The organism is Desulfonatronovibrio magnus (assembly GCF_000934755.1).
Taxonomy (GTDB): domain Bacteria; phylum Desulfobacterota; class Desulfovibrionia; order Desulfovibrionales; family Desulfonatronovibrionaceae; genus Desulfonatronovibrio; species Desulfonatronovibrio magnus.
Genome location: NZ_JYNP01000017.1, coordinates 40,310 through 61,873, shown reverse-complemented (window position 1 = coordinate 61,873; position 21,564 = coordinate 40,310). Strand labels below are relative to the sequence as shown.

At 43.3% G+C, this 21,564-nt stretch carries 16 protein-coding genes; 8 read left to right on the top strand and 8 right to left on the bottom strand.

Annotated elements, in window-relative coordinates:
• The first annotated feature begins 121 nt into the window (after positions 1–121).
• Positions 122–4,513 (top strand): PAS domain S-box protein, encoded by a 4,392-nt coding sequence (locus LZ23_RS22155; protein WP_052507049.1) that lies wholly within the window; start codon positions 122–124, stop codon positions 4,511–4,513.
• A gap of 44 nt (positions 4,514–4,557) precedes the next feature.
• Here LZ23_RS22155 and LZ23_RS02555 read toward each other — a convergent pair whose 3' ends face one another.
• Both LZ23_RS02555 and xerD read right to left on the bottom strand, forming a co-directional pair.
• On the bottom strand, positions 4,558–7,221 hold the full coding sequence (locus LZ23_RS02555) for a CBS domain-containing protein (protein ID WP_045211329.1): 2,664 nt from the start codon (positions 7,219–7,221) through the stop codon (positions 4,558–4,560).
• Positions 7,218–8,141 (bottom strand): site-specific tyrosine recombinase XerD, encoded by a 924-nt coding sequence (gene xerD, locus LZ23_RS02550; protein WP_045211327.1) that lies wholly within the window; start codon positions 8,139–8,141, stop codon positions 7,218–7,220. Before xerD ends, LZ23_RS02555 begins: the two co-directional genes overlap by 4 nt.
• Before the next feature lie 168 nt (positions 8,142–8,309).
• On the opposite strand from xerD, the gene folK reads away from it, so the two are divergent.
• The 5 genes from folK to LZ23_RS02520 all read left to right on the top strand — a co-directional run bounded on the left by folK (position 8,310) and on the right by LZ23_RS02520 (position 12,722).
• Positions 8,310–8,810, top strand: coding sequence for a 2-amino-4-hydroxy-6-hydroxymethyldihydropteridine diphosphokinase (gene folK, locus LZ23_RS02545; RefSeq protein ID WP_084590866.1), 501 nt, complete (start codon positions 8,310–8,312; stop codon positions 8,808–8,810).
• Positions 8,811–8,981: 171 nt separating this feature from the next.
• Positions 8,982–9,260, top strand: coding sequence for a YHS domain-containing protein (locus LZ23_RS02540; protein ID WP_045211326.1), 279 nt, complete (start codon positions 8,982–8,984; stop codon positions 9,258–9,260).
• 60 nt (positions 9,261–9,320) lie between these two features.
• Positions 9,321–9,962, top strand: a complete 642-nt coding sequence (fsa, locus tag LZ23_RS02535) for a fructose-6-phosphate aldolase (RefSeq protein WP_045211324.1) — start codon at positions 9,321–9,323, stop codon at positions 9,960–9,962.
• Between the two features lie 485 nt (positions 9,963–10,447).
• Positions 10,448–12,457 carry a tetratricopeptide repeat protein gene (locus tag LZ23_RS02525; protein ID WP_045211320.1) on the top strand — a complete coding sequence of 670 codons (2,010 nt, stop codon included), beginning with the start codon at positions 10,448–10,450 and terminating at the stop codon, positions 12,455–12,457.
• A gap of 31 nt (positions 12,458–12,488) precedes the next feature.
• Complete coding sequence (locus tag LZ23_RS02520) at positions 12,489–12,722, top strand: hypothetical protein (protein ID WP_045211386.1); 234 nt, start codon at positions 12,489–12,491, stop codon at positions 12,720–12,722.
• Positions 12,723–12,941: 219 nt separating this feature from the next.
• Here the strand turns inward: LZ23_RS02520 and LZ23_RS02515 are convergent, their stop codons facing one another.
• Entirely contained in the window at positions 12,942–13,565 is a 624-nt protein-coding gene (locus LZ23_RS02515) for a lysophospholipid acyltransferase family protein (RefSeq protein WP_052507048.1), read from the bottom strand.
• A 402-nt stretch (positions 13,566–13,967) separates the two neighbouring features.
• On the opposite strand from LZ23_RS02515, the gene yedF reads away from it, so the two are divergent.
• Both yedF and LZ23_RS02505 read left to right on the top strand, forming a co-directional pair.
• Positions 13,968–14,588: a sulfurtransferase-like selenium metabolism protein YedF gene (gene yedF / locus LZ23_RS02510; RefSeq protein WP_045211318.1), complete on the top strand. Its 621-nt coding sequence runs from the start codon at positions 13,968–13,970 to the stop codon at positions 14,586–14,588.
• Between the two features lie 72 nt (positions 14,589–14,660).
• Positions 14,661–15,521, top strand: coding sequence for a menaquinone biosynthesis protein (locus LZ23_RS02505; RefSeq protein ID WP_045211317.1), 861 nt, complete (start codon positions 14,661–14,663; stop codon positions 15,519–15,521).
• Positions 15,522–16,130: 609 nt separating this feature from the next.
• On the opposite strand, the gene rpsT is transcribed toward LZ23_RS02505, so the two are convergent.
• The 5 genes from rpsT to LZ23_RS02480 all read right to left on the bottom strand — a co-directional run bounded on the left by rpsT (position 16,131) and on the right by LZ23_RS02480 (position 21,530).
• On the bottom strand, positions 16,131–16,391 hold the full coding sequence (rpsT, locus tag LZ23_RS02500) for a 30S ribosomal protein S20 (protein WP_045211316.1): 261 nt from the start codon (positions 16,389–16,391) through the stop codon (positions 16,131–16,133).
• Positions 16,392–16,668: 277 nt separating this feature from the next.
• Positions 16,669–18,756, bottom strand: coding sequence for a glycine--tRNA ligase subunit beta (gene glyS / locus LZ23_RS02495; protein ID WP_045211314.1), 2,088 nt, complete (start codon positions 18,754–18,756; stop codon positions 16,669–16,671).
• Positions 18,757–18,791: 35 nt separating this feature from the next.
• Positions 18,792–19,667, bottom strand: coding sequence for a glycine--tRNA ligase subunit alpha (gene glyQ / locus LZ23_RS02490; RefSeq protein ID WP_045211312.1), 876 nt, complete (start codon positions 19,665–19,667; stop codon positions 18,792–18,794).
• 131 nt (positions 19,668–19,798) lie between these two features.
• The gene (gene recO / locus LZ23_RS02485; protein ID WP_045211310.1) at positions 19,799–20,512 is read right to left on the bottom strand and encodes a DNA repair protein RecO; all 714 of its coding nucleotides are present in this window, start codon (positions 20,510–20,512) and stop codon (positions 19,799–19,801) included.
• Positions 20,513–20,528: 16 nt separating this feature from the next.
• Complete coding sequence (locus tag LZ23_RS02480) at positions 20,529–21,530, bottom strand: helix-turn-helix domain-containing protein (RefSeq protein ID WP_045211308.1); 1,002 nt, start codon at positions 21,528–21,530, stop codon at positions 20,529–20,531.
• Positions 21,531–21,564 lie beyond the last annotated feature (34 nt).

Sequence of the window (21,564 nt, the reverse complement as noted above, 5' to 3'; positions counted from 1 at the left end):
GCAAAGGAAGAAAGAGGAGGCGTATCTCAATATGTTGACAAATAATTGTGCAGATTGACATCGCCAAAAGGATAAAGAACCGTTTCAGTTTGAAAACCACTTAAAATGGGGAGATAATGGCATGGAAATTAAACGATTTGCTGACTTATTTTTAAAAGAAAGCCAATCTCTCCATGATCAAGCTTCGACCTTCAACAAGGCTGCACGAAACCTTGCTAATCTTGGCACGGCTTTGTTAGCAATTCTTTTATGCATGTTTGTGGTAGTTGGAGTGCTGCTTGTTCGTTTTGAATCTGAAAGGTTAAAACAGCAGGAAATGGCAACAGTTCAACAGGAACTTGAGGTCATGACAGCATCTCTTAAGTCGAGGCTGTACGCAAATATTCATAAAGTATCTGCTGTTAGGGCCCTGGTGGCCATGAATCCAGACCTGACTCAGGATGATTTTGCCCGGGCCATGGAGGTGCAGTTCAGAGGTGAGGATGACTTAAGAAACATCGGTCTTGCGAGAGACATGGTCATTCAGTTTATGTATCCCATTGAAGGTAATGAAGCTGCCATCGGGTTAGATTACAGAACTGTTCCCGAGCAGTTGAAAGCAGTTGAACGGGCCCTAAAGATCAATGAAATTGTACTGGCAGGTCCTCTTGCACTTGTCCAGGGAGGAGAGGGAATTATTGCCCGAATCCCCATCTACAGCAAAGAAAAAGCCCCTTCTCAGGACAAATTCTGGGGTTTTGCCTCTGTGGTTATGAATAGTGATGCGATTATCTCGGGGGCAGGGATTACAGAAGACCATGAAGCTTTGCGCATGGCCATCAGAGGGAGAAACGCCCTCGGGCCTGAGGGAGATATTTTTTGGGGAGATTCTCTGGTTTTTGAAAGTGATCCTCTAACCCAGTTGATAGAACTTCCCTACGGAAGCTGGCAGGTTGCCGGGATACCCTCTGCAGGCTGGAGTACTTACCCGTTTCTCTTGACCCCTCTGGTCTGGACCTACCTGCTTGTTGCCCTGACTATCCTTGCCTTTACTGCACTCATAGTTTTTATGCTCTACAGAATGGACAAAGCCAGGACAGAACGTCACCTCCTGAGTCACGGACTTGAAATTATTCTCAAACAAACAAGTGATTTTATTTATTACAAAGACATCAACAGTCGATTCCTCTTTTGCAGTCAAACCCTTGCCGATATTACCAGCCATAATCACTGGAAAGAAATGATAGGCAAGCACGATTTTGAAGTATTTCCACATGAAACTGCTAAAGTATACAATGAGGAAGAAAAGCCTGTCTTCAAAGAAGGAATCCCCATTCTGAACAAAGTTAACCCGTATTATACTGCAGATGGTGAAAAGGGTTATGTCCAGACCAATAAATGGCCAATTTTTGACGATAAAAAAGATGTATGCGGCATCTTCGGTATCAGCAGAGATATTACTGAACAAAAGAAAGCTGTGGATGAACTGGAAAAGGAACGTAACCTTTTTGCCGAAGGACCGGTATTCACCATGGAGTGGGGTTCTGAACCTTACGATAACCTGCCTTTAACAAGAGTCTCGTCCAATGTTGAATATATTCTTGGATACAGCCCGGAAGAGCTGCTTAATTCAGATTTTTCATTTATAAAGATTGTCCATCCTGATGATCGGGAAGAGCTCATTAAAAAAATCCAGATGGAGGTTGAAAATAATAGTGACTCATTTGAACAGTCTTACAGGGTAAAGACTAAAGATGGGCGCTACATCTGGGTTTATGACTTCAATATGTTGATTCGCAATGAAAATGGTATCCTGACTGCTATTCGCAGCTACATGTACGACCAAAGCGCCCGGAAACAGGCCGAAGAGGCGTTGCGCATCGCGGAGAAAAGACTGGAGAAGACAGCCTATGATCTGACCGAAAACATTCCCGTGGGCACCTATACCATGGTGCAGCCTCCCCATGGGGGTATGGCCAGCTTTGCATTCATGAGCAGCCGTTTTCTTGAACTGACAGGACTGACCCGCCAGGAGGCTGTCTCTGATCCGCTGAAGGCGTTTGCATGTGTTCACCCTGATGATTTTGATGACTGGATTGCCCTTAATGCAAGAACCTTTGAGGAAAAGAAACCATTTTTCGGTGAAACAAGGGTTGTGGTCAATGGTGAAGTCAAATGGATAACCGCTGAATCCAAACCACGCACACTTTCCGATGGATCAACTGTCTGGGAGGGTGTACTGGCCGATATTACCGACCGCAAGCGTGCTGAAGAGGCATTGAGTGAGAGCTTAAAACGCTTTAACGATCTGGTAGAACATGTATCGGTGGGTGTATATGTAGTTTGGATAAGGCCGGATGGAAGTCAGAAATTTGAGTATGTCAGCGACGGGTGGTGTGCCATGAATAAAATTCGCCGTGAAGATGTGCTGGCTGATGCCCAAGTTGCTTTTCAGGCAATACATCCCCAGGATCTGGAGAACTTTTTTTTGCATAACCAAGAGGCTTACCAGGAACAAAAACGTTTTTCCTGGGAAGGCCGGATCATCGTTGAAGGTGAGGAAAGCTTTGCCCTTATTGAATCGACTCCTGTTTTTTTTGATAATGGTGACAGTCGATGGTTTGGCATACAGCAGGACATCACTGAGAGAAAAAGAGATCAGGAGAAGCTGATAATAGCGAGAAATCAGGCAGATATAGCCAATAAGGCAAAAAGTGATTTTCTGGCTAATATGAGCCATGAAATTAGAACTCCCATGAACGGGGTCATTGGAATGACCGGCCTGCTTCTTAACACAGAGCTCGATGAAACTCAGCGACGTTATGCAGAAACAGCCCGTTCCAGTGGCCGGGCCCTGCTGTCTCTGATCAATGATATCCTGGACTTTTCTAAAATTGAGTCAGGCAAGCTGGATTTGGAAGATCTGAATTTCAGCCTGAGGGACATGCTGGATAATTTTGCGTCCATGATGGCCTTTAAAGCCGAGGAAAAGGACCTGGAGTTTATATGCACTGCAGATCCAGACGTTCCGGACCTTCTGTTGGGGGATTCCGGCCGACTCAGGCAGATCCTGACCAATCTGGTCGGCAATGCCATAAAGTTTACAGAGCAGGGGGAGGTGGTGCTTCGAGTGAGCATGGCTGAAAAAATACCTGAGATTTTGACTTCATCCAATGCTGCAGATCATAAACATAGCTCTGCAGACAGTGTTTCAGATGTTTTTGAACTGCCTGAATCCAAAGACTTTCTCAATTCAAAAGGGCACCAGCCTAAAGAAGATCCACATGCCGGTATTTCAGTCATAACCCTTCTTTTCACTGTCCAGGATACCGGCATAGGAATTCCTGCAGACAAGGTGGACAATCTGTTTCAAAGCTTTTCTCAGGTGGATGCTTCCATAACTCGAAGATTTGGCGGTACTGGATTGGGCCTGGCTATTTCAAGACAGCTGGCAGAAATGATGGGCGGTCAGATAGGTGTAAAAAGTATCGAGGGGCAAGGAGCTACATTCTGGTTTACTGTTCAGCTGCAATATGACCAGGATGCTCAGGAATCTGCACTGCCTGCCATGGAGGAATTAAAAGGGGGACATGCTCTAAGGATGGTCAGGGAAAATACTGAGGACCAGAAAGATTTTTCCCGTTTAAATGTCCGCGTTCTCCTGGCAGAAGATAATCATATCAACCAGCAGGTGGCACTGGCCATGCTGAACAACCTGGGTCTATCCGCTGATGCTGTGACTAATGGCTCCGAAGCAGTCCAGGCCATACAGACCATTCCCTATGATTTGGTCCTCATGGACATGCAGATGCCGGTGATGGACGGTTTGACAGCAACACAAGAGATTCGCAAACTGGAATTAAATGCAGAAACTGAAGATATTGATAATACTGCCGGCAAATCAGAACCTCGTCAGTCAAGAATTCCCATCATCGCTCTTACTGCCCATGCAGTGCAGGGTTACCGTGAAAAGTGCATGGAAGCAGGAATGGATGACTATATGACCAAGCCGCTGGAGCCAGATGTACTGGCTGAAATTCTGGAAAAATGGTTGCCGGCTCAGGACGGTAACCAGAGTGCTAAGACTCAAAAAACAGTGTTGAAAGAGAAAGTTAACGGCAGGGCAATCAGCTCTCAGGCTGTAGAAAAAATCAGTATAGATCCAGATGATGCTACAAAAACTGACTCTGATCTCTATGTTTTTAACATGTCCATGTATATGAATCGGGTTGGTGGTGACAAAGAACTGGCAGTAAATATTCTTAAAGGTTTTCTTGAACAGAATAGACAGCGAATGGTGGAAATGGCAAGGGTTATAGCAGAAGGCAGCTCTATTGGTGTTCAGGAATATGCTCATGCTATTAAGGGATCAGCCATGACCATCTCAGCCCAGGCCTTGGCTGATGTATGCGAACAACTGGAAGAGGCCGGAAAAAATGGCGATATTGAGTTGTATCGAGACCTGGGCCAGCGGATTGAGTATGAGTTTGAGCGCTTGAGTGAAAGATTGGAAATAGAACTAAGGGCAACTTAAGCCCTCACAAAGTTTTACTTCTGTGAGAGGGCCATGATGAATTATTATTCTTTGGGCAGTTCATCAGGATAATGATTTTTCACCCAGTCTATTTGTGTTTGTCTATCACATGGCAGCCCGTCTATTTGCGCCGACTTAAGCTCATGCAGGATCTTTCCAAAAACAGGACCAGGCTCTATACCCATGTTTTTAAGGTCTTTTCCTGAGAGTTGGGTTTCAATATTTCTTAGTTTTGTTATGTAATAAGATATTTTTTTCTTCAATTCTTCGCTTTTGGTTCTGGCCATCACAAAAAGAAGTCCTTCTATCGGCAGAGGTCCAAGTATATCACTTAAGAGACTTAACCTGCCTTTTTCCTTGTGCCATCTGTAAAGCTTAGCAACTGCATCCCTAATCTGCTCTCTGAGAATAAAAAAACTGTTTTCCTGCTTTTGGGAAAGATTAAACCTGTTGAAAATAATCTTGACCTGGGTATCGTTTATGGTGTTAAGCAGGCCCAAAAGATAAAGCATCCATTTGTTTAATACTTCTTCGGTATAAAGCAGCTGAAACCAGTTGATCACTTTTTCTGTTTCCAGCATAATATTATTGATACCTGGAGTAAGTTTAAGCAGGGGATGAATGTTACGCAAGAGACCAAAGTTTTCCATTCTGGAAATACATCCAAGAGGGTTATTTTCCTCGAAAATCATCCTCAGTTCATGAAATATTCTGCTTCCAGAGAGCTTATGAAAGATGTTGAGGTCCACCGCATTTTTTATAAGTTTTTCAGTCTGGGCCCCAATTCTGAAAGAAAAACGCTGTTCAAACCTGATGGCTCTTATAATTCTGGTGGGATCTTCTACAAAGCTCAAGGAGTGTAGCACTCTGATAACCTTGTCCTTTATGTCTCGTTGTCCTCCGAAAAAATCTACAAGTTTGCCGAAGTTATCAGGATTAAGGTGGGCTGCCAGGGCGTTTATACTGAAATCACGGCGGTATAGATCCATCTTTATGGAAGAAAGTTCCACAGTGGGCAGGGCAGCAGGGTGTTCATAGTATTCCAGCCTTGCTGTAGCAACATCAATCTTCTGCTCATCGTCCATAATCACCACAGCGGTTTGAAACTTATGATGGGCCCGTACCCGTCCTCCAAGCTCGGTAGCCAGTTTTCTGGCATATGCAATTCCATCACCTTCCACTACAAGGTCAACATCAAGATTGTCCCTGTCCAGCAGAATGTCTCTGACAAAACCGCCCACAATGAAGAGTTCATAACCCATATCCCGGGCAATCCTGCCACACTCATCCAAAAGGTTGTAAATTTTATCAGGAAGTCTGTCCCGTAGAATCTTCTTAATATTTCTTTCTCGCTTTTTTTCAGGAAGCAGGGTTTCTGGAATGCGGGCCGGTTCTTTGATGATATTATTTATCAGATCAGTCCGGGTCACAACCCCTGTGAGTTTATCATCTTCAACAATGGGAATCAGGCGTTGTCTCTGACCTATGATGATTTCCATAACATTATAAATATCATCATTGCTGGTCAGAGTTTTAAAATCAGTAATCATATATTCTTTGATGGATACTTTACCCAGCCCATGTCCAACAGCCTTGTCAGCAGTCTGATGTTCCAGGATGCCGGTACAGATTCCGTCTTTCTTGCTGATAATCGGCACTGCCTTAAGTCCGAACCTGGTCATGATCTCTGAAGCGTGAGTGAGGCTTTTATTTTCCTCAACACTAACCGAAGGGGAAGACATAAGATGAGTGACAAGTATTTGAGGATTGACCTGGGAGTAAAGCAGACCGAATAACTCATCTTTAACCTGGGTCAGTGACTTATGCTTGATAGTGGCGGAAGCTGCAAATGAATGCCCGCCTCCTCCCATGGAAGAACATATTTTACCAACATTGACATCCGTGGTCCTGCTTCTGGCCACTACATGAACTCTGTCCTGCATTCTGCTAATGGCAAACAGAACCCTGATATTTTCCATATCCAGAAGTTTATGAGCCAGAAGGGCGAAGTCACCAACATAATGGTCCAGGGAAACTTCAGCCACCACAACGTCAATTCCATTTATTTTATGGGAAGTGGCAGACTCAAGAAGAGCATTAAGTATTGAAATCTGCTCGGCTGAAAGATCCCTGTTGGTCAAGTCAGAAACCATATTCAGGTCCATGCCTTGAGAAAGAAGCCATGATGCAGCCTTGAAGTCATGAGTTGTCGTAGAGTTGAAGGTGAAGCACCCGGTATCTTCATAAATACCCAGCCCGAGAATAGTAGCTTCATCTTCAGTAAGCTCAACTTCCTTTTCCATGAGAATTTCCGAGATAATGGCTGTTGTGGATCCCCAGGGTTTAATTACTTCCAGCTTGCCATGGATATCTTCCTCAGAATCAGGATGGTGATCATAAAGGTGAATTTCAATATCTTTTTTGTCGAGAAGGGGGGCTACATGTTTGACCCTTGACTTTTGCCTGGTATCCACGACAATTAACTGCTTTACACTTTCCGGATCAATATCTTTAAATGCCATAAAATTATATAGATATGTCGCGCTTTGAATAAAGAAGTTTTTCAGGTTTTTTTCCTGGCTTCCGGGAAATATTAGAACTGAGTCAGGATAAATTTTTCCAGCTGCAATGATGGAAGACAACGCATCAAAGTCAGCATTAACATGACAGGTAATAACTGTTGGAGCCTTGATTTTTTCTTTTTTCATGGAATGATTTTTCGAGGTTTGGTTTTGGATCGGGGATGAAAAGCTTCATGTGCAGGCTTAAGCCTGTCTGCCTGGATATGGGTGTATATTTCAGTGGCTGTTATATCGGAATGTCCCAGTAATATTTGCACAGTGCGCAGATCAGCACCACCTTCCAGCAGGTGGGTTGCAAAAGAGTGTCTCAAAGTGTGGGGGGATACATCCTTTTGAATGCCGGCCTGCGTGGCGTACTTTTTGATCATCTTCCAAATGCCCTGTCTGGTCAATCCATTTCCAGAACGGTTCAGGAAAATATAGTCTTTTTTGGGGGTGAAAAGAGAGCGCCAGTTCTGCAGATAGTTTTCTAACCACTTCATACAGGTCATATGCAAGGGAACCAGACGTTCTTTTCCTCCTTTACCCCATACTCTGACAATCCCTGTCTGGGGATCAAAATGAAATACCTTTAGAGAGGCTGTTTCTGAAACTCTCAGGCCTGCAGCGTAAAGCAGTTCCAGCATTGCCTTGTCACGTACACCAAGCTTTGTGGCAGTATCAGGCTGGTCGATAATACTGTCCACTTCATCAACGCTTAGAACTTTTGGCAACAATTTGGGCAGTTTGGGGTTTTCGAGAATACCTGTGGGGTTATTATCTAAATGATTGTATTCTTTCAAAAAAGAAAAAAAGCCGCGCAGGGTAGCCATGTGCCTGGCCAGACTTCTGCTTTGCAGTCCTTTGCCGCGCAGGTGCATTAGATAAATAAAAATAGAGTTTTCACTAACCTTATTGAGTTGAAGAGACTTTTCTAAAAGAAAACCTTGAAACGCGGCCAAATCTTCAGCATAAGAACTTACTGTTGCTCGTGACAAACCTTTGATAACTAAAATATGCTCCAGAAAGCTCTCAATAAGTGAGTTGGTTTTGGTGTGGATATCCATATAAGAAAAGAGGTAATAGTTAAGCCCTTTTGCAGGTAAGCAGGGGACAAGCACTCCGGGACCAACTTCAGCTCAAACTTTGCAACTTGCTCTGATAAAAATAAAGCGCTAAATAGTTTTGATACGGCAACGATACTCTTTATTCCTAAAACAGAATACAGATGAACAGTGGCACAAAAAGTTTTTTTAAGCCTTGGCTCCAATCTCGGATTATGCAGCAAGAATCTGGAAAATGCAATTGCATCTATTTCTCGATTTAAAGGTGTGCGGGTAGGGAAGGTATCTCAAGTCTACAAGACCGAACCTCAGGATGTCAAAGAACAGCCGTGGTTTTACAACCAGGTCGTTGAGCTGGAGGTGGATGACCTTACTACGCCTGAACACCTTTTAAAATTGTTAAAACAAACTGAAAAGGTTATGGGACGGCTGGATATTCAGAAAAAGGGACCGAGAATAATTGATCTGGACATTCTCTGGTTTGATAATATGATTATCAATACTAATGACCTTATTATTCCTCATCCAGCCATGCGTAAGAGGGCGTTTGTACTTGTTCCGCTTCGTGAAATTTGTCCGGATTTTACTTTTCCCGATGGAGATAATATCAGTATGGTGCTGGGCAAAATTTGCTACAAAGTTAAAGACTATACCATTTTTCAACCGGAGTAGATTTCTCAAACCAGGGATTATTCCTGCACCACTTGCAAAGATGATATAATCCGTAAATAAAAGATTAAGCCAGGGGACTTTATGCCTGTCCCCGGTGGCCGACGCGATAATTTGCTCAAGGTGTCGCTGTAGTGATAAAGACCTAAACAAATACACTTCAAGGAAATTGCCATGCTCAAATTTATTATTCTCGCTGTTGTTGGTTTTATTTTATACAAACTGCTCATCAATGATCAAAAAAAGAAAAAGGACATGACCATAAAAGAGCAGGAAAAAATGGCTGCCAATGGAATCATGGTCAAAGATCCTGTTTGCGGCACTTATGTTGATAAAAACAGTGACATAAGGGTAAAAGAACAGGATAAGGTTCATTGTTTTTGCAGCTATGACTGCCGGGACAAGTTTATTAAGAGAATTGGTGCTGAAGATGTCACTGATAAGGATCAGTAACTCGATACCAGGCGCGTGAGGGTGCCATTATCCAACTTTTAAATCACAGGGAGTTGTAAAATGAAATTTTTTATTGATACAGCCAATATCCAGGAGATCAAGCAGGCCATTCAATATGGAATGGTTGACGGAGTTACCACAAATCCCAGCCTGATGGCCAAAGAAGGAAAAGACTGGAAGGAAGTGGCTGCTGAAATATGCGAACTTGTTCCTGGACCAGTCAGTCTTGAAGTGATTGCTACTGAAACAAAAGAAATGATCAGTGAAGCACGTGACCTGGTTAAATTCGGGCCTAATGTTGTAGTCAAAATTCCCATGACCATGCCTGGAATTGAAGCAGTCAAGGCCTTGTCCGGTATGGACATTGAAACCAATGTGACTTTGGTTTTTTCTCCTTTGCAGGCGTTGCTTGCAGCCAAGGCTGGAGCCGCTTACGTAAGTCCGTTTGTGGGACGATTGGATGATATTGGTCAAAATGGCATGGATGTGGTCTCTGACATTATCAGCATTTATGACAACTATGCTTTTGATACTGAAATAATTGTGGCCAGCATCAGACATCCCGGACATGTGATGGAGTCAGCTCTTATGGGTGCGGACATTGCGACAATACCATTTAAGGTAATTGAAAAGCTTTCCAGACATCCACTCACAGACATTGGTCTGGAAGCCTTTCTTAAGGACTGGTCAACCAGAAAATAATCCCTGACACCAAACTTGGTTTAAAACCGGCTTTTTCGCAAGGAGAAGCCGGTTTTTTTGTGCCTGCTGCCCCCCTGCCTTTGAAACCTATTTGTCCCATAATGTAAATTATGTAAACTTTAATAAAATTTTCAAGATACCAAGAAGGGGGCTTGAACAGTTCATCAAAAGATTTTATTCAGCATTCGTAACTATTCATCATGTTGTAAGCTCCTCACCCGGGCGGCCCGGGACCGAACTTGTGAGTAACTGTTTTTAAAGTGGAGCCTGCATCCTGCAGGCTATTTAACTCCAGGCGGCTGGAAGCCGCCTCCACCTTGAAGAACAGTCCCATATTTGGAAATTGGGACAGTCCCCGCGAGGTGCTATAAAAAAGAAGGATACTCCTTTGGTTCCTGGAAGAAATGACACCTGGGCTGTCAGGGATGTATCTTCCCTGTCCATGATTTTGACAAGAAAATTTTTTACCGCTTCAAGAGGCAGATATGAAAAATACACTGACTTTTCTGATCCTATTTTTATTCATTTTTTTACCAGCTCCAGGTCATACGTCCAGCTTGGACAACCTGGAATCTTATCATGAGTGGCTAAGGCATTATGGAGCCATTGATGTCTATGCCATGAGTATTCGAGAACGTGAAGCCGGGCCTGCTGGACAGATTGATTATGCAGATGCACTTGTTTCCATGGGAAATCCAGATGCTGCTCTATCTATCTTGAAACAGGTTCATGTTGATGGACAGGATGAACTTCAGGGTAAACTTGAGTGGATCAGGCACAGAGCTCTGAGAAAGCTTGGCGAATTTGACCTGACGATTCTGGCAGTGATTGAGGCGTCAGGTTTTTTGGGGCTTGATGATAGTGCAAAACTCATGCGTAATGAACCTGGACTTGACAATTTATGGGCCAACGTCTGGAAAAGATGGTATTTTCACACCCTGGAACCCAGTTCTATTCCTGAAGGTCGTAACTCAATCATGGAGCAGGCTGTGCTTCTGGCTCGTGCTGCCTGGCCAGACCATAAGCTCTGGCAGGCTGTCTCAATTCCCATTGAGACCAGGAACATAACATCTGCCCCCCCATCTTCTGATCAGATCTATATTGCCAGAGCCATGGCATTGTGGAGTATAGAGCACTGGACGCTTTCTGAGGCAATGCTGTCTTCCATAACGGATAGAGATAAGCGATCATTTTTTCAGAACTATCAGAACTTTCTGAGATCAGGAAGTCTTGAACGATGGGATGCAAGTTTACGAAGTGATAAAAGCAGAGAATTTACTTATGTTTACCTTGATCATCTTATGGAGTTTGCAAAAGTAAATCACGCCCTTGAAATACAAAATGACAACTCCTGGAATCAGTTTGTAAGCAGAATTAAAGGGTTGGATCCTTCAGAAGCCTTAAATATTGTAAGACAGGAATTGTCATCCGCCCTTCTTCCTAACCTGGTTCGTGGAAGGCTTCAGGCTTTGCAGTTTGTTTTTGAACTGCAGAAGGAACCTGGAAGCGATAATCAAAATGCCTGGAGAAACGCCCTTTCCAATGCACCCGACCTTCCCTATACATTGTATCTTGCTGCTGCCCTGCTGTGGAAGGACATGTCTGAAATGAAAAATTTGCCTGATGCTCGCTATCCTTTTTTAAAAGAAGTTCTCAACAGCGCTGGTTTCAATCCCGACCCAGCTAATATGGCTGATTTTTGGGAGCATGACATTAATCAGGTATCTAAACTATACAATCATTATCCTTTTGATTACGCTCTAAACTATTTGTTTTACAAAGATGCTTTTATAAACCGTCAAAATATGCAGGCAGCCAGAACCCTGGCTTTTCTTTTTCCTCAATCTGAAATTGGTCAAAGCTCTTTTCTTGCATTGGCCAAACATGCTTATAAGGAGTCAGACAAAAATCTTGCATGGAGATATCTGCAAAGTATTTCCGAAGAATTTGCCAAAGGTCCAAGGCAGATGGAGCTTCTTGAGGCTAAGGCAGGTATTTTAATGGATATGGGACGTGAAGATGAATCTTTAGAAACATATCTGACAATTTTAGAAAAGGATCCGGACATATTGTCTCATCAACGCAGACTGAGACTGGCCCTGCTCGCTCAGGAAAGTCAGAAATGGGTTCAAGCTCAAAACATCCTTGAGGCCATATGGGATGACAGAAACAATGTTTCTACTGAGATACAGGCCGAAGTTCTTTTTTGGCTCGGCGAGGGAGAGCAGCACCAGGGTAATCTGGAAAAAGCTCTTGACTACTACCTGCGTCTTTCCTGGCAGTTTCCTGAACAAAATATCTGGGCAGTAACTGCCATGTATCGCGCTGGTCTTATTTATGAACAGCGTGGAATGCTGGATACTGCCAGAAATCTTTTTGAAAATGTTTTGAAAAATGCGGGAAGAAAAAGTCAGCAGGAAGCAGCTCGTCAGCGCCTTGATGCCATTGATGCAAGAATGGGATCTTCAAAAGACAGTGGCTCTTTTCTATTTTAATTATAATTACAACCAAACCAAGGGAGAAAAAATGAAGTATATAATATTTGAAGATTTTGCCGGTGAAGCGACTCCGATTATATTTCCGGAACGTGTATCATTTCTGGAAATGAGAGAGCAGATTCCATACACAAAGGTTTTGTCCGCGGGGATAGTAAGCCTTGATAAAGGACAGATTCGTTGCAGTGGACAATCAAAAGAACTGAAGATGTCTGCTTCTTCAAACGACAGTAAAACCATTGCAGAGTATTTAAACAGTCAGTGATGTGACTTGGAAGTAAAAGCGCCTCATCCGAGGGGACCGGGACCGAACTTGTGAGTAACAGTCTTTAAAGTGGAGCCTGCATCCTGCAGGCTGTTAAAGACCAGGCGGCTGGAAGCCGCCTCCACATTGGAGAATAGTCTCATATTGGGGAATTGGGACATTCTCCGCCAGGTACTATAAACAAGATTGTCAAAAGACCGGATTCTGGCTCAGTCAAACTTAAAGCAGGGCTTTAAGTTTATGGTCGAGTTCTTGCGTTTTGATATTAATCTCCTCAGAGCTTAATCTGGCAGGAACTCTGTATGGTTTTCCATAAATCACCCTGCATCCTGACCACAACCAGGGAAGCCTGAAACGATCCCAGGATTGAAACTCGATTTTTGTACTCATGGCCACCCTTGCCGGAATAATAAACGCCCTGCTGCGTGATGCCATATATATTATACCGGGTTTGGACTTATGTCTTGGGCCTCTTGGGCCATCAACGGTAAACACTACATCAGTTTTGTGTTTTTTCATCATTCTGGATGCTTCAAGCAATGCTCTCAACCCCTGCCTTGAGCTTGACCCGCGTGCCAGGTTGAATCCCAGCCTGGCAAGAATCTGTCCTATAAGTTCCCCATCCCTGCTCTTGCTGACCAGAACAGTTATCTCTTCGTCTCGGTGCAGATAGCAAAGAGGAAATACCTCCCCATGGAAAATAGCAAAGATCACCGGATGTTGTTTGCGCAACTCCAAAACCTCGGGATAATTGACTCTTGAATAATTGAGAGAACAGGACCACAACCTCATGAACAAAGTCAGGCCTGAATAAATGTATTTGTTGTTCAGATTAAGTTTCATTTTTTTATTATTTTACCATGGCTGTGTATGGTCCCTTTTCTGGAAATTGAGGCAAACGAAAAAGTTATGCCCATGCCTGAAAGTATTGATATTCTCTATGGATATCTTGAAAATCTATTAATATTACCTATTTGACCGAGGTATATCAACGAGCATATATTTAAAAGTTGTGCATATAAACTTTTTCCATCAATTTGATGCTAACTGAAATAAAAAACTGGATGCTGCCTGTCACTACAGCGACAACTATACTCTGGGCCCGGATGCAGGCTCTTATACTGCCGGAATTCTAAAGCTGTCTGAAACTTTTTTCGGCAGTAATGCCTGCCCCCAATTTGTACACAACGCAGAGTTTTTTTTAGTTTCGTTGAAGTGTTATATGGTGCGCCAAAAGGTGATTCTATGTCTAAAGAAAAAAAAATTCAATGCCAGGGTCTGCCTTGCCCCCAGCCAGTACTTAAGTGCAAGGAAGCTATTGAGAATGACAATCCATCTGAAATAACCGTGCTGGTTGATAATGACCCAGCCTTGGAAAATGTATCCAGGTTCCTCGCCCATCAGGGATACGAATTACATAAACCTGAAAAAGATGATGACAGCAACTGGGTCATTGCTGCCACACGTTCATCTTCATCTGCAGAACCACTTATTGAGAAAACAGCACCTGAGAATCAGTCTAAACATGATAATCGCATACTTGTCTTTCTATCAAGTGATAAAATCGGTAACGGAGATGATGAGCTTGGATCTAAGCTCATGCTAAGTTTTCTGAGCACCTTGCCGGAAATGGGAGACAGTTTGTGGCAGGTAGTTATGGTCAATTCAGGGGTTAAACTGAGTGTAGAAGGCAGCCCTGCCTTAGAGAGTCTGCGCAAGCTGGAACAGGAAAATGCATCTTTACTTGTATGCGGAACTTGTTTAGAATTTTTTGCTCTCACTGCGAAAAAAAGGGTTGGCCAGACTACAAATATGCTGGACATTATCAGCAGTATGAACATGGCTGATAAAGTTATTGCTTTTTAAGCGCCCTCCCCGGCTGCCTTGGGCCTGGCTTTTTTGTTTGCCTGAACCTGGTCACCAAAATACATTCTCACCATGGATAAACTATGTGTCGGCCGGATAGATTATCTAAATATCTGGCCCCTTTTTCAACTTTTGCAGGATGATCCCCTGACCGACTGCATAGAGTTCCAGGCCGGACATCCTTCCATGCTTAATGAAGGGTTAGCCCGGGGAAGTATTGATGTTTCCCCGTCCTCTTCTTATGAATACCTGATTCGTGCGGAGCAATACAGTGTTCTGCCTCATCTGGGGATTGGTGCCTGTAATGAAGTACAAAGTGTGCTTTTTTGTCTGCCTTTTCCATTTGAGCAGCTTGAAAAACACATTCAAAAAGGAGGGCCGGTACTTATAACCAGCGCTTCAGCAGCTTCTGTAGCTTTGCTCAAGGTGCTGTGGAACTTTTATTGGAAGTTGCCGGAACCGCAATGGAAAAAAACCGTACCCGGCACTTCCGGGTCTGAAAGATTACCTTTTCTGGAAATTGGCAATCATGCGCTTAAGATATATATTGATCAAAGACCTGATCTTTACATTATTGATCTTGCCAGGGAGTGGAAAAATTTTACAGGTCTGCCCTTCGTGTTTGCTCTATGGATAGTCAATCAGCATGCCTTGCAGGTCAAAACCGGGCTAATTGAAAAATTGCATGAATCTCTTATGAGCAGTGCACAGTCTCTGTCCGACAACTTTAAGAGTTTAGCTCAACTTTACCCTGACCCATGGGTTAGTCCGCAGATGATAGTGAATTACTGGCAGGGTATGGATTTTATCCTGACACCTGACCATATGGCTGGGTTGACTCTGTTTGGGCACTATCTGACACAAATGAATTTAATCAAAGGGATGCCAGTTCTCGAAGGCCGCATTAGGAGAAAATATGTGCTCTGGAAATGAAAAGCCGGATTTGAAAGATTTTATAAGCAACCTCAAAAAGCCTATGCCTTTGTCAGAGAAAGCTGGTCTTTATCTGCGCAATAACTTTTTGAAGATCAGGAAACTACAGTCCTGTTGCGGTAATCACGGTGAGCCTGGTTGCTGAGTTTCCAACAAATCAGCTGGTCCAGCTGGATAGGAAAGGTATTTGAGAGTTGATAGCTTTGAGTTAATTGTAAAATTCTCACGCGGGCTGTGCCCACAACCCAATTTAAACAAGAATAGTTAAGTTTGGGCGATAACCTTGCTTTTCAGACTAAAGACTGAAGGCTGAAGGCTGAAGGCTGAAGAATAAAGATCTTGGGCGTCATTGCTCTTTCAAGGTTAAAAAAATCTTATTTTTTTCTACAGATTGAAACGGTAAGCTACTAAAAAACAAAAAAAGAGCGAACCCGAAGTTCGCCCTTTTAAATATAATAGATTTGTCCTTTTGCATGTGGCATGGGACTAGATTGTTTCAAACATTAGCCATTGAAAAAACGATTGCTGTTCAAGTGAGTTCGGAGTACTTGCCCACTGCATGTTATCAGCTTTTTATTTTTCAGGCTGAAATAAAACATCCGTTCTTTATTAAATATTATTAACTGCCCTGCTCAGACGGGAAATTTTTCTCGAAGCAGCACGCCAGTGGATTACATTCTTTTTGGCTGCTTTATCAATACAGGAAGCTGCAAGCTGTAAAGCTTTTGAGGCAGATTCTGAATCCTTTTGTTCTATGGCTGCCCGGACAGCTTTGGTAGCGTTTTTAACACGTGTCTTGACTGCTTTGTTACGTTCTCTTGCTTTGAGGCTCTGTCTGTGTCTTTTTAATGCGGACTTATGGTTGGCCAAGGTAAAAACCTCCTGATTATTTAATCAATATTAATATTTACAAAAATAATTTCCAAGTATCTAAGAGTCCAGCCAGCATTTCGCATATTTCACAATGCTTGTATGATTGTTAAGCTAAAATGAAAAATTATGCATCTGCCATAAACAGCAAGTGCTGAAAAACTATGTCTTTTGCTGCTGTTTCCCTTAAAGCCTTTTACCGTTATAGCAAATAGATTTTCATGTCAAGCTAAAATAACTAAAGTCATAATGGAATGCAGACAAAGTCCGTTTCAGGTTATACCTGCAGGGCGGAAAAGTCAGCCAGTCTGCTGAGTCTTATGGCAAGAATGTTCAGCATGTTGAGCCTGTTCTCACGCAAGTCTTTGTCTTCAGCCATAACCATAACATTATCAAAAAAGTCATCCACTACAGGACGCAGTTGGTGCAGCTGGTCAAACAGGGCATCAAAGTCTTTTTGTTCCCACAGCTCATCCCATCCAGCCTGGATTTGCATTATTTCATCAGCCAGGGCTGATTCAAATTTGTCCTGAACAAGTTCTGATTTAAATTTGTCTGCAAGATCAAACCCTGTATCCACGCCCTGCTTGCGGATTATATTGTCAATTCGTTTGAATGTAAGAACTGCCGGTTCAAAGCCTGCATGCTTGCTGAACCTGATTAGAGCATCAAGTCGTTTTTCTGCTGTGAGTATGTTATCAGTTCCAGCCTGCAGCACAGCATCAACAAACTTGCCATTCACTCCCCTGCCCTGCCAGAAAGCCTTTAGTCTGACAGCTACAAAACGTAAAAGATCATCCTGGGCTTTTTGGAGGTCCTGTTTCCATTCAATGCCTTGATAAGTTTTACAACAGAAATCAAAAAGTCTTTGCAGGTTCAAATCAAGCCTGTATTCTAATATAATTCTGATTAGCCCAAGGGATTGACGTCTAAGCGCATAAGGATCAGCAGCCCCCGTGGGAATCATGTTCAAACCGAAGCAGCCCAATAAGGTATCTGATTTATCCGCCATGGATATAATGGCTCCGGCAAGAGTTTCAGGAACCTTTGATTCAGGCCCGGTGGGAAGGTAATGTTCATAAATTGCCCTGGATACCTCTTGAGGATAGCCTTCAAGCCGTGCATAAATACCTCCCATTATACCCTGAAGATCAGCAAATTCCCCCACCATTTCTGATACCAGATCAGACTTGCATATAAGGGCAGCCTTGGAGATATTATCTTTTGAATCTATTCCGAGCTCCTGACATAGATAATCAGCTATCTTTTCCATTCTTCTGACCTTGTCACCCATGGAACCCAGCGGAGCAAGGAATACCACCCGGTCAAGCTTGTTCTGTCTATCCTGAATGGTGACAGATCTGTCTGCATTCCAGAAAAACATGGCATCTTCCAGCCTTGCCTTAAGCACTCTTTCCCAGCCTTTGCGAACCAGGTCAACATCTTGTGGCTGATTATTAATAACAGTCAAAAAATATGGCAGCAATTTGCTGTTTGCATCTTCAAGACCAAAACTTTTCTGGTGAGCTTGCATGCTGGTAAGCAAAACTTCCCTGGGCAGCTCAAGATATTTATCTGCAAATTTGCCAAGAACAGGATTAGGATATTCTGATAAATTGGCTGTTTCTCTGATTAGATTATCATTTTCTACTATGTTTCCACTTACTTCATCTGCCAGTTCCTTGGACCTGTTCCTGATAATATTCATTCTCTGCTCAACATCGAGGATTACTCCAGCCTGCTTACTGATTATGGAAAAATAATCAGCAGCTGATGAAACCTGCCATGGGCCTGGCCCCAGGACTCTGTGCCCGTAAGTTGATGCTCCAGATTTTACATCAGAGATTTGAAAAGAAATGACTTTATCATCCAAAAGAGCCAGGATCCAGCGTACTGGACGTCCAAAAGTAAATGCGTCAGACCAGCGCATTTTTTTAGGAAAGTTCAAACTCTGAACTGCTTCAACACAAATTACCGGCAGAACCGAGGCTGTCTTTTGTCCACCAATAGTTTTATTGACTGCCAGGTATTCACCCTTGTCAGTCTTATGCCTGAACAAACTTTCAGCATCAATGTTTTGCGATCTGGCAAACCCCTGGCCAGCTTTGGTCAAATTATTGTTTTCATCAAACGCTATGGCACAGGGCGGTCCTGTGACCAGCTCCTGCTTTGAGTCCTGATGTTCCGCCATGGCTGATACATAAATGCAAAGTCTTCTTGGAGTGGAGTAAGCCCTCGTTGATTCATAGCTGATCATTTTTTTACTGAGAGCGTTTTGAAAAATTTGGTTCAGTTCAGTAGTAAGAGGTTGAAGAAAGCGAGCAGGCATTTCCTCAAACCCAATTTCCATAACAAATTCAGGCATTTTATTGTTCCTTGATTATAACTTAAATTATTATTTTAGCGCAGTGAATGGAGCATGGGGTATCCCATTTTTTCTCGTTGTTCATTATAGAGTACCGCTACTTTTGAAGCCAGTTTCCTGACTCTGGCAATGTATCCCGTTCTCTCGGTAATGGAAATGGCTCCTCTTGCTTCAAGCAAATTGAACAAATGAGAACATTTGAGACAATAGTCATAGGCAGGCCATGCCAGTTGTGCTTTGCATAATTGCAGGCTTTCCTGTTCAAACTTGTCAAAAGAGTCCAGCAGCATTTGCGGGGTGCTCATTTCAAAGTTATATCTGGAATGCTCCACTTCTCCCTGATGATGGACCTGCCCGTATGTTACATCAGGGCTCCATAGCAAATCATAAACTGATTCTTTTTCCTGAAGATACATGGAAATTCTTTCTAAGCCGTAAGTGATTTCAACACTTATTGGATCAAGATCAATGCCTCCGACCTGCTGAAAATAAGTAAATTGTGTGATTTCCATGCCATTTAGCCATACTTCCCAGCCCAGGCCCCAGGCCCCTAAGGTTGGTGACTCCCAGTCGTCTTCAACAAAGCGAATGTCATGCTTTTGAGAATCAATGCCCAATACGCTCAGGCTTTGCAGATAAAGATCCTGAATATCAGCGGGTGAAGGTTTCAGAATAACCTGAAACTGATAATAATGTTGCAGACGATTGGGGTTTTCTCCATATCTTCCGTCCGTGGGTCTTCTTGAGGGTTCAACATAGGCAGTCCTCCAGGGTTCAGGACCGATTACCCTTAAAAAAGTTGCTGGATTGAATGTTCCGGCACCTACTTCCAGGTCATATGGCTGTTGAAGTACACAGCCTTTATCAGTCCAGTATTTCTGGAGACTTAGAATTACTTCCTGAAACAACATTTTTTTCTCCATAGTTTGTAACTGTTCACCACCATGAGGCTACTTTCAATTCAGTCATTCCTTATCCCTGGTCATGGTCCGGGATGACGGACTGTTACAGTATTTGGGTTTTGGGTTTTTTAAGTTTTTGATTATTCAATATGAAATCCTACAAGTGCCTCTACAATTTGATAGCAATCCTTAAGCAGATCATTAGACAGAGACCATTGCGCCCACTCATACGGTCTGGTTTCCCTTAGTCTGTTCATGAAAAGCAAAGAATCTCTGCGTACCTTTATTCCCCTGTAAGCCTTGCTCATACAGCCCGGACAGGCCATCCTTCCCTGAGCGTACAGGAAAAAGGGATCAGCAATATTGATGAGTTGTTTGCCGCAATCTCGACAAGAGTCAATGCTGGGGCCAAATCCATGAATGAAGCAGGCCTTGGCTCGGAAAAGCAGTGGCAAAAAAACCGGAGCCTCAGGGATATCTTCAAGTGTCTGCAGATAGTCAATGGTAAGATTGTAAAGCTGTGCAGAATCATCACCTTCAAGACAAATTTTTTGAACAAAGCGCAGACTGTTAACTGCCATACCCAGTTTTGCCTGATTCTTCTTCAGTTCAGGGTACCCACAGATAAGGCTGCCCTCTTCAAGGGTAAGATATTTATTTCCCGGGCTTGAGTTGACTTTAAAAAGGACAAGATTAAGCGGATCAAGACATCCACAAAACCTGCGTCTGCTCCTGCATCCCCCAAAAGCAAATCCGGTCAGCACCCCCCTTTGAGGTGTCAGAAAACGGACCCAGAGGTCATATTCCTTAAATTTCCCTGTACGGGTTATTAATACTTTTTCAGCAAAGTACATTGGACAGGTGCCAAAATCACGGAGAGCTGATATCTATTGTCCTGACCTCACCAGAAGCAGCATCAAGAGGGTAAGGTTCACCATTAATGACTAAATCTACTCCACCTGCATTACCGAGAGTCAGGCGGACCCGATCTTCAAATTCAATAGAAATCCGTTCTCCGGAGCGCAGGTAAACTTCGCGACTGGAGCCATCTATCATGGCCATCATCCAGCAGTCTTCCCTGGCCTGAATCACAAGCTGGTTTATCTCGGGCTGTTCTTGAAGTTGTTCTTGTTGTTGTGCGGCAGGTGCCTGAAATTCCCGGTCGTCTGCATCTGCCTGAGCCGGAGGAACTTCAGGTTCGGCCGTTTCCAGGGTAGTTTCATCTTCCAATATGGTGTCATCCTGACTCTGCCGGGTAGAGTCTTCCTGCAAAGCTTCCTGATCCTGAGCTTCATATTCTGGAATGCCTGTCTCAATCTGCAATGCATCATCTGTTTCATCTTCAAAAGCCTGGAAGTCAGGCGCCTGGTCCTGCGGGTAGGATGGAGGAATAAACGGATCTATTTCCTGATAATGTGATTCCTGCGGTGCTGGATCGCTGAAATGATCATTTTGAGCATGTTCATATCCTGATTGGAAAGCATTATATACAAACCATCCAAAACCGCTGACAACAATAACAGCAAGGAGAATTACCAGTACCTTGAGGTAATCACACAGTTTAGACTTACTGTCTGAGGATTTCAGGGAAGTTGGCAGGTCATCCTCGCTGATTTTTCTGAAATGATCCTCAGCTGAACATATTGTGGCAAAATCATCGCTGATTTTCTTCCAGTCTAAGTTGAGATAGCGTGCATAGTTCTGGACAAAACCTTTTGCGTAAACCGGATGAAGGGATGCAGGCACTTCTCCATTTTCCAGCGATTCAAGAAAGTTTAAGCTTATGCGAGTATCTTCGTGGGCTTTTTGCAGGCTGATCCCTTGATTTTCTCTTTCAGCCTTCAGTAACTGTCCTATATCCAATAGTTCCATAATAACCCCCAGGCATACCATTCAGCAAAAATGC

What these genes read in the sequence shown, in the direction of transcription:
- LZ23_RS02520 (WP_045211386.1), top strand. Translation starts at nt 12,489, where the DNA reads ATGAAGTATATAATATTTGAAGATTTTGCCGGTGAAGCGACTCCGATT.
- fsa (WP_045211324.1), top strand. Translation starts at nt 9,321, where the DNA reads ATGAAATTTTTTATTGATACAGCCAATATCCAGGAGATCAAGCAGGCC.
- LZ23_RS02525 (WP_045211320.1), top strand. Translation starts at nt 10,448, where the DNA reads ATGAAAAATACACTGACTTTTCTGATCCTATTTTTATTCATTTTTTTA.
- LZ23_RS02515 (WP_052507048.1), bottom strand. Translation starts at nt 13,565, where the DNA reads ATGAAACTTAATCTGAACAACAAATACATTTATTCAGGCCTGACTTTG.
- LZ23_RS02540 (WP_045211326.1), top strand. Translation starts at nt 8,982, where the DNA reads ATGCTCAAATTTATTATTCTCGCTGTTGTTGGTTTTATTTTATACAAA.
- LZ23_RS02505 (WP_045211317.1), top strand. Translation starts at nt 14,661, where the DNA reads ATGGATAAACTATGTGTCGGCCGGATAGATTATCTAAATATCTGGCCC.
- glyQ (WP_045211312.1), bottom strand. Translation starts at nt 19,667, where the DNA reads ATGTTGTTTCAGGAAGTAATTCTAAGTCTCCAGAAATACTGGACTGAT.
- LZ23_RS22155 (WP_052507049.1), top strand. Translation starts at nt 122, where the DNA reads ATGGAAATTAAACGATTTGCTGACTTATTTTTAAAAGAAAGCCAATCT.
- recO (WP_045211310.1), bottom strand. Translation starts at nt 20,512, where the DNA reads ATGTACTTTGCTGAAAAAGTATTAATAACCCGTACAGGGAAATTTAAG.
- yedF (WP_045211318.1), top strand. Translation starts at nt 13,968, where the DNA reads ATGTCTAAAGAAAAAAAAATTCAATGCCAGGGTCTGCCTTGCCCCCAG.
- glyS (WP_045211314.1), bottom strand. Translation starts at nt 18,756, where the DNA reads ATGCCTGAATTTGTTATGGAAATTGGGTTTGAGGAAATGCCTGCTCGC.
- xerD (WP_045211327.1), bottom strand. Translation starts at nt 8,141, where the DNA reads ATGGATATCCACACCAAAACCAACTCACTTATTGAGAGCTTTCTGGAG.
- LZ23_RS02480 (WP_045211308.1), bottom strand. Translation starts at nt 21,530, where the DNA reads ATGGAACTATTGGATATAGGACAGTTACTGAAGGCTGAAAGAGAAAAT.
- LZ23_RS02555 (WP_045211329.1), bottom strand. Translation starts at nt 7,221, where the DNA reads ATGAAAAAAGAAAAAATCAAGGCTCCAACAGTTATTACCTGTCATGTT.